The sequence below is a fragment of the Streptomyces sp. WZ.A104 genome (assembly GCF_002382885.1).
Lineage (GTDB): Bacteria > Actinomycetota > Actinomycetes > Streptomycetales > Streptomycetaceae > Streptomyces.
In genome coordinates this window covers 1-7,226 of the sequence record NZ_NWVL01000141.1, presented here as the reverse complement: position 1 = coordinate 7,226, position 7,226 = coordinate 1, and the positions used below count along the sequence as shown (strand labels likewise).

Here is a 7,226-nt window from a genome sequence, read left to right as displayed (position 1 = left end):
CGATCGCCACGGCGGCCAGGTCGGCCGCCGTGGTCCACAGCTCGACCGGGTCCGCGGCCCGGTGCCCGCCGTCGAGCGCCCGCCCGGCGGCGTCGTGGCCCGCGCGCGCCGCCCGGGCGCCGGTCCTGCCGTTCGTACGGGGCGAGGGCCCGCCGAACCAGCTGTCGTCCAGGCCGAGGGGCCCGAGCACCAGGCGCCGCAGCAGCGGCCCGAACGCCTCGCCCGTGGCGTCCTCCAGCAGCGCGGCCAGCGGGGCCATGCCCGCCTCCACCCGGCGGCGACCCAGCAGATCCCCCAGGGGGACGGGCGCGCCCCCGGCCCGGCCTGCCTCCGCGTGCAGCGGCAGCACCCCTTCGTCCACCAGCCGCAGCGCCCCCAGGGCGGCGACCTGAAGGCCCAGCTCCCCCGCCGGAAACGCGGTGCGCGGGGTGATCCGCCGCCCCTCCCCGTCAGTGCCCGCGGCCTCGACGGCGACCGGGCGTCCGCCGCCCCCCAGCACGGCGACGCAGGCGCCCGGCACCCGGTGCTCCTCGATCAACCCGGCGAGGCCGAGCCCGGGTTGCCGCCCGCCGGGCAGGATGCGGGGCCCGGGGGAGGCGGCCGGGCTCTCCACCGGAGCGCCGGGCAGAGCCGCGCGCACCACGTGCCCGGCGGCGTCGCGCGGCATCTCGTCGAGGAGGGTGAGGCTCCCGGGCACCAGGTGCCGGGGCAGCCGCCGCCCGCAATGGGCCGCCAGCGCCGCCGCCTCCAGGCCCTGCGCGCCGGGGCGCGGCACCACATAGGCGGCGAGGGCGTCCTCTCCCGAGGCCCCCCTTACCGGGACGACGACGGCCTCGCCGACGCTCGGGTGGTCGTGCAGCACCTCCTCGGTCTCCGCCGGGTCGGCCCGGTGACCGCACAGCCACAGCTGCCGGTCGGCACGGCCGAGCAGCCGCACCTCGCCCGCAGCGGTCCGGAGGGCCAGCTCCCCGGTGCGGTGCATCCGTGTCCCCGCAGGCCCGTAGGGGTCGGGGACGAACCGCTGGGCCGTCAGCGCGGCACGGCCCGCATAGCCGCGGGCGACGCCCGGACCGGCGACGTACAGCTCACCCACCCCACCGTCCGGGACCGGCAGCCAGGCCTGGTCCAGCACCCGCAGCGCTTCGCCGGCCCAGGACCGGGCGGGCGGCAGGAGGGGGCCGTACGACGTCTCGGCCACCCCCTGGACGGAACGCAGTCGGCCGGGGCCGAGCCGCTCGGCTAGCCGCGCCGTCGCACCCGCCGACCCCCCGCCCACGACGACGAACCGGGAGGCGAGCGACCCGCTCGCGGCTTCGCCCAACTGACACACAAGAAGCCGCCACTGACTGTCAGTCACCGCCAGGAAGGAGAACGGGCCGGCTTCCGCGAGCCACTCCCCCAGCTCCGCCAGGTCCAGATCCCGCGGCGCGAACAGCACCCGCTGACCGGCGCACAGCGGGGCCCACAGGCCCATCGCCGCCGACTCCAGGGCCACCGAGGTGAACACCGCCGTCCCTCCTCCACCCGAACCGGCCAACTCCCGCACAACACAGTCGATATGGTGCGCCAGACCGCGATGGGTGACCGCCACGGCAAGGGGGCGCCCGGCCGTCCCGGGCACCGGCGTCACATACGCCACGTCCTCCGGGTCGGGCGTCCCGGCGAATGGCTCGTCGGAGCACCGGGCAAGGGCGGCGCAGACCTCGGGGTCGTCCACATACCGGACCGGCCCCCGGAACTCCGTCGGCCCGTGGGCGACTTCGGTCACGAGGAACCGGGCCCCCGCGCCGGCGAGCAGCGCGCGCAGCCGGGCCACCGGGAAGTCCGGGTCCAGCGGCAGACACCCGGCGCCCGCCTTCCAGACGCCGAGGGTGACCGCGTGCAGCTCGGCCCCCCGCCCGAGCAGCACCCCCACCAGCGTGCCGCGCCCCACGCCCAGGGAGCTCAGATACCGGGCCCAGCGGTTCCCCGCCGCGTCGAGCCCCTCGAAGGACAGCGCGAACCCCTCGCCCTGCACGGCCACCTCCCCCGGCACCCGGCGCGCCTGGTCCCCGACGACACCCGCGACACCGACGCCCCCCGCGCTCACCCCCGCCGCCGTCCGACGGCGCAGCCCCGTCGGACGCAGATCGGTCCACACCTGCTGGACCCGGGCCAGACACCGCTCCCGCGACCCTCTGGTCCCCTCGGCCCGCCAGCCCGCGGGCAGTTCACGCTCCGCCCACCAGATCGAGAACTGGCCCTCGCCATTGAGCACGACGCGCCACTCCGGGGGGACGACGCTCTGTCGTTCGGACAAGGCTGCTCCTGTTCGGGTCCATGGACCTCCCCGGATCGGAAGGGTCGGGCCCACCTTGCCGTCGCGGCCCATACCTGACCTATACGGCCTCCCCGTGCAGCCCCGGCACCCCACTCCCTGCAGCTCAGCGGCGTCAGCCAAGAGATCGCCAACCACCGGCAGAGGATCACGGGCTCTACTGCTTCAGCGACGCCGGGCCCGGCACTCGTGCACCTGCACGTTCTGTCAGGAATCAGGAATACGACACCTGCCAAGAAGGAGCACACCCCCATGAACGGCTTCTCGACGCGACGCTTCACCTTCACCGCGATCGCCGCCACCGGCGCGCTCGCGGCGTCCCTGTCCCTGGCCGGTTCGGCGGTCGCCGTCGCCCCGGCGTCGGCGACCGCCTCGTACAACTGCGACGCCGCGGGCAGCGGCACCATCACGCTCACCGCGGCCGACTCGGGCAGCGGCAAGACGGTGCGGATCGACTCCACGGACATCCGCACGCAGTTCCCGCTCGCGGCGGACACCGTGACCACCACGCTGAAGTTGCAGAAGACCTCGGGCGGCGCGACGAGCGAGGTACGGTTCTCGGGCACCGTGCACGACGCGGCGACCACGGGCGACCCGCTGTCCTTCGGCCCGCTCCCCCTCTCCGCCGGTTCCCTGGCCGCCGGTGACACCACCGATTCGGTGGCGCTCACGGGCACGCCGAGCGCGAGCAACTGGTCCGTGAAGTTCGACGTGACCAACCCCGCGGGAACCTTCACCTCCTACTGCACCGCCACCAGCAACCAGTCGGCCGCCTTCACCTGGTAGCCCACGGTCACACCGCGTCCCCGGAAGCCCGTGCTTCCGGGGACGCGGCGTTTCCCGGCCCCCGCCCGGCAGCGGCGGGCAGCGGAGGCGCGGTCCCGCCTCTGCCCGCGCCGCCGAACGGCATCAGGTGCAGCATGGAAGGGGGGCCACCACCCACCATTGGAGGTGCGCAGGTCATGGGAACGTACATGGATGTCCACCGCGGCATGAAGGGCATCACATCCGAGCAGTTGAAGGAGGCCCACGCGGCGGACACCGCGATCGAGAAGGAAGAGGGCGTTCACTTCGAACGGGCCTGGGCGGACCCGGAGTCGGGCACGGTCTACTGCCTGTCCACCGCCCCCTCCGCGGAAGCCGTCCAGCGCATCCACGAGCGCGCGGGCCACACGGCCGACGAGATCCACGCGGTGCCGCTGGCCGTGTGAGACACGGCCTGGTCGCTGGCCGCGTGAGACACGGCCTGGTCGCGGCCGTGGGATACGGCCTGGCCGCGACCGGCGCCGCAATGACGTACTCGCGACCGGCACCGCTATGACCTGGTCGCCACCGGTTCCTCCGCGGCCTCCTCGTGGCTGCCGGAGTCCGGACCGTCCGCCGCCTGCTTGGGGAGCCAGCGCAGCGCGGCCGTTCCGAGCGCGGCATGCAGCAGGCCCGCCACCACCACGACGACGTGCAGGCCGGTGACGAACGCGCTCTTCGCGTCCTGGATCGCGGACGGGAGCAGGGAGGGCAGCTGAAGGGTCTCGTCGAGCGTGGGGGCGAGGTCCGGGCCCTGGAGACGGAAGAGCAGCGCGGCGAGCGAGCCGAGGAGCGCGATACCGAGGGCGTTGCCGATCTCGTTGCTGGTCTCGGCGATCGCGCCGGCCGAGCCCGCCCGCTCCGCGGGGACCGCGCCGACCGCGGTGTCCGCGACGACGGCGAAGGAGATGCCGTATCCCAGTCCGGCGATCACGGTCGAGGCGATGTACCAGCCGATCCCGGCGGTGACCGTGGTGGGAAGCAGCAGCAGCAGGCCGCCCGCGATCGAGAAGTGGCAGACGAGGAGCGCGGCCCGCTTGCCGATGCGTTCGACGACGGTGGGCGTGACGATGCACGAGAGGGTGAGGGCCACCGCGCCCGGGAGCGCCAGGAGTGCCGCGTTCAGGACGCTCAGGCCCAGTACGGACTGGAGGTAGATGCCGGACAGATAGGCCGCCGCCGACCAGGCGGCCAGGGGCAGCAGGCCCGTGATGATGGCGATGCTGAAGACGCGGTCGCGGAAGAGGGAGAAGTCGATCAGGGGGGTTTCGAGGTGCCGTTGGCGCAGGCCGAAGAAGGTCAGTACGGCGATGCCGAGGATCATCGTGGTGATCGGCAGGGCCGAGATGCCGTCGGCGGCCAGGTGCTTGATGCCGTAGATCGTGAGCAGCAGGCCTCCGGCGGAGGTCACGACGCTGAGCGGGTCGACGCGGCCCGTCCCGCCCGCCCTGACCTCGCCGAGGAGGACCGGCGCGAACACCAGGAACACCACGATGACGGGGAGGTTGACGAGGAAGACCGAGCCCCACCAGAACGACCCGAGGAGGGCGCCGCCGACGACCGGGCCGATGGCGAATCCGGCCGCGAAGGCCGCGGCGAAGATGCCGATGGCCTGCGCCCGGCGCCGGGGGTCCGGGAAGAGTTCGCTCAGCACGGCCAGCGCCGAGGGCAGCAGGGTCGCGCCGGCCACGCCCATCAGCGCCCGGCAGGCGATGAGGAGTTCGGGGGTCGGTGCGAACGCGGCCCCGGCGGAGCCGAGGCCGAACACGGTCGCGCCGATCATCAGGAGCTTCAGCCGCCCGTAGCGGTCGCCGATGCTGCCGAAGGCGACCAGCAGTGAGCCGACGGCGAAGCCGTAGATGTCCAGGATCCACAGCGCCTGGTCGGCGGTGGGCGAGAGGGCCTGGCTGATCCGGGGCATCGCCAGGAACAGGATCGATCCGTCCATGGAGACGAGGAGGACCGGGCCGAGGACCACCGCGAGCCCGAGCCAGGCCCGCAGTCCGGGTGCGTTGTGCGCATGCTGTTGAGTCATGGTGCCGAGGCTCGGCCACGGCGCGGCCGACAGCCATCCCTGTGGTGTGGGTACACCCGACAGGTACACCCACAGGGCTGGCGGGCGCTCTACGCTCGGATGCATGGAGAGCCTCGGAACGTTCCTGAAGAGCCGCCGTGACCGGGTCACTCCGGCTGAGATCGGTCTGCTGACCTACGGCACCTCCCGCCGGGTCCCCGGTCTCAGACGGGAGGAGCTGGCCCAGCTCGCGGGGGTGAGCGCGGGGTACTACACGCGCCTGGAGCAGGGGCAGGCGGAGACCGCGTCCGAGCAGGTGCTCGACGCGCTCGCCCGGGTGCTCCGGCTCGATCAGGTGGAGACCGTACATCTGCACAACCTCGCCCGGCAGTCGGTGAAGCCCGGTCTGGGCGAACCGCCCCGCGAGGAGCCCCACGCGCGGGTTCTGACCCTCCTGGAGTCCCTGGGCGAGGCCACCCCCGCGGTGGTGCTCGGCAGACGGGGCGACGTCCTCGCGTGGAACCGCACCGGGCACGCGCTGGTCGCCGAGCACATCCCCTACGAGGCGCCGCGGAATCCGGCGGAGCGTCCGTCGATCCCGCGGATGTTCTTCCTCGACCCGCACACCCGCGGCATGTACCGCAACTGGCCGGATCTGGCCAAGGTCCACGTCGCCTATCTGCGTCTCACCGCCGGCCGCTATCCCACGGACGCCCGGCTCGCCGGACTCATCGGCGAACTCACCATGAACAGCCCCGACTTCGGTGCGATGTGGGCGACGGGTGACGTCTCCGACTGCACGACGGGGGCCATGCATCTGCAACATCCCACCGTCGGCGCGGTGAGCGTGGACTACCAGGTGTGGCTCCAGCCCGACAGCCCCGACCACCGCGTCGAGATCTACACCCCCAACGACGCGACCTCCGCGGACGCGTTGCGCGTGCTGAACCAGCAGAGCGGGGGCGACGAGCCCGAGTCGGTGACCGTACGCGCCGAGCGGCACTGAAAGGCCCGCGCCCGCCCCTGGCGTACTCGGAACACGTACGCCGGGGGCGGGTCGCGGGCCCCACGTTCTGTCGCGGGTTCCACACCCTGTCGCAGGTCCCACGTCCTCAGGACACGGTCTGCTCCTGCCGGTCCGGGGCCCCGGCCGTCGTGTCCCGGTCCTCGCGCGGCAGCCAGCGCACCGCGAGAACGCCGAGCGCGAGCGTGAGCGCGGCCGCGACGCCGATCGCCGCGTGCAGTCCGGTGACGAAGGCGTCCTTGGCCTGGGCGGCCGTCTCGTCGGACAGCCCCGGCGTGGACAGCGTCGTGTCGAGGGTGCCCGCCGTACCGGGGCCGAGGAAGCGGAAGAAGAACGCGGCGAGCGAGCCGAGCAGGGAGATGCCGAGCGCGCCGCCCAGCTCGTTGCTCATCTCCGCGATCGCCCCGGCCGAACCGGCCCGCTCGGCGGGCACCGCCGCGACGGCGGTCTCCGCGACCAGGCTGAAGGAGAGCCCGTAGCCGACGCCCGCGATGACGGTCGAGGCGATGTACAGCGCCGCACCGGCGGAGGTGCCGGTGAACATCAGCAGCAGGAGCCCGGTGCCGATGAAGAAGTGCGAGGCGATCAGCGAGGCCCGCTTGCCGATCCGGTCGACGACACCCGCCGTGCCGATGCAGGCCACGGTGAGCACGGCCGCGCCGGGCAGGGCGAGGAACGCCGCGGTGAGCACCGTGAAGCCGAGCACCGACTGAAGGTAGACACCGCTGAGGTACCCGGCCGCGGCCCAGGCCACCAGGGAGAGGAGCCCGGTCAGTACGGCGACGGTGAAGACCCGGTCACGGAAGAGGCCGAGGTCGAGCAGCGGCTCCTCCAGCGTGAACTGCCTGCGCACGAACCAGACCAGGATGGCCACACCCAGCACGCCGATGGCGAGCTGCTCCAGCGAGAACCCCTCGGCCGCTGCGGCCTTGACGGAGTAGACGGCGAGCAGGATGCCGACCGCGGACTGCACCACGCTCAGCGCGTCCACCCGGCCGGGCCGGGCCTCCCGGACCTCCTTGAGGAGCTTCGGGGCGAAGGCCAGGAAGACCACCACGACGGGGAGG

The 7,226-nt window shown here is 73.5% G+C and carries 6 protein-coding genes; 3 read left to right on the top strand and 3 right to left on the bottom strand.

Annotated elements, in window-relative coordinates:
• On the bottom strand, nucleotides 1-2,299 hold a 2,299-nt coding region (locus tag CIB93_RS36400; protein WP_179500372.1), incomplete at its 3' end, for an AMP-binding protein.
• A gap of 270 nt (nucleotides 2,300-2,569) precedes the next feature.
• On the opposite strand from CIB93_RS36400, the gene CIB93_RS36395 reads away from it, so the two are divergent.
• A complete protein-coding gene (locus CIB93_RS36395) occupies nucleotides 2,570-3,103 on the top strand; it encodes a hypothetical protein (protein ID WP_096633060.1) in 534 nt (177 codons plus the stop codon).
• Nucleotides 3,104-3,279: 176 nt separating this feature from the next.
• Nucleotides 3,280-3,528: an SCO4226 family nickel-binding protein gene (locus CIB93_RS36390; RefSeq protein WP_096633059.1), complete on the top strand. Its 249-nt coding sequence runs from the start codon at nucleotides 3,280-3,282 to the stop codon at nucleotides 3,526-3,528.
• A 104-nt stretch (nucleotides 3,529-3,632) separates the two neighbouring features.
• Here the strand turns inward: CIB93_RS36390 and CIB93_RS36385 are convergent, their stop codons facing one another.
• Complete coding sequence (locus CIB93_RS36385) at nucleotides 3,633-5,156, bottom strand: MFS transporter (protein WP_096633058.1); 1,524 nt, start codon at nucleotides 5,154-5,156, stop codon at nucleotides 3,633-3,635.
• A gap of 103 nt (nucleotides 5,157-5,259) precedes the next feature.
• On the opposite strand from CIB93_RS36385, the gene CIB93_RS36380 reads away from it, so the two are divergent.
• Nucleotides 5,260-6,141, top strand: a complete 882-nt coding sequence (locus CIB93_RS36380; protein WP_096633057.1) for a helix-turn-helix transcriptional regulator — start codon at nucleotides 5,260-5,262, stop codon at nucleotides 6,139-6,141.
• Nucleotides 6,142-6,247: 106 nt separating this feature from the next.
• On the opposite strand, the gene CIB93_RS36375 is transcribed toward CIB93_RS36380, so the two are convergent.
• Nucleotides 6,248-7,226: MFS transporter (locus tag CIB93_RS36375; RefSeq protein WP_143660136.1), on the bottom strand; the 979-nt coding region annotated here is incomplete at its 5' end.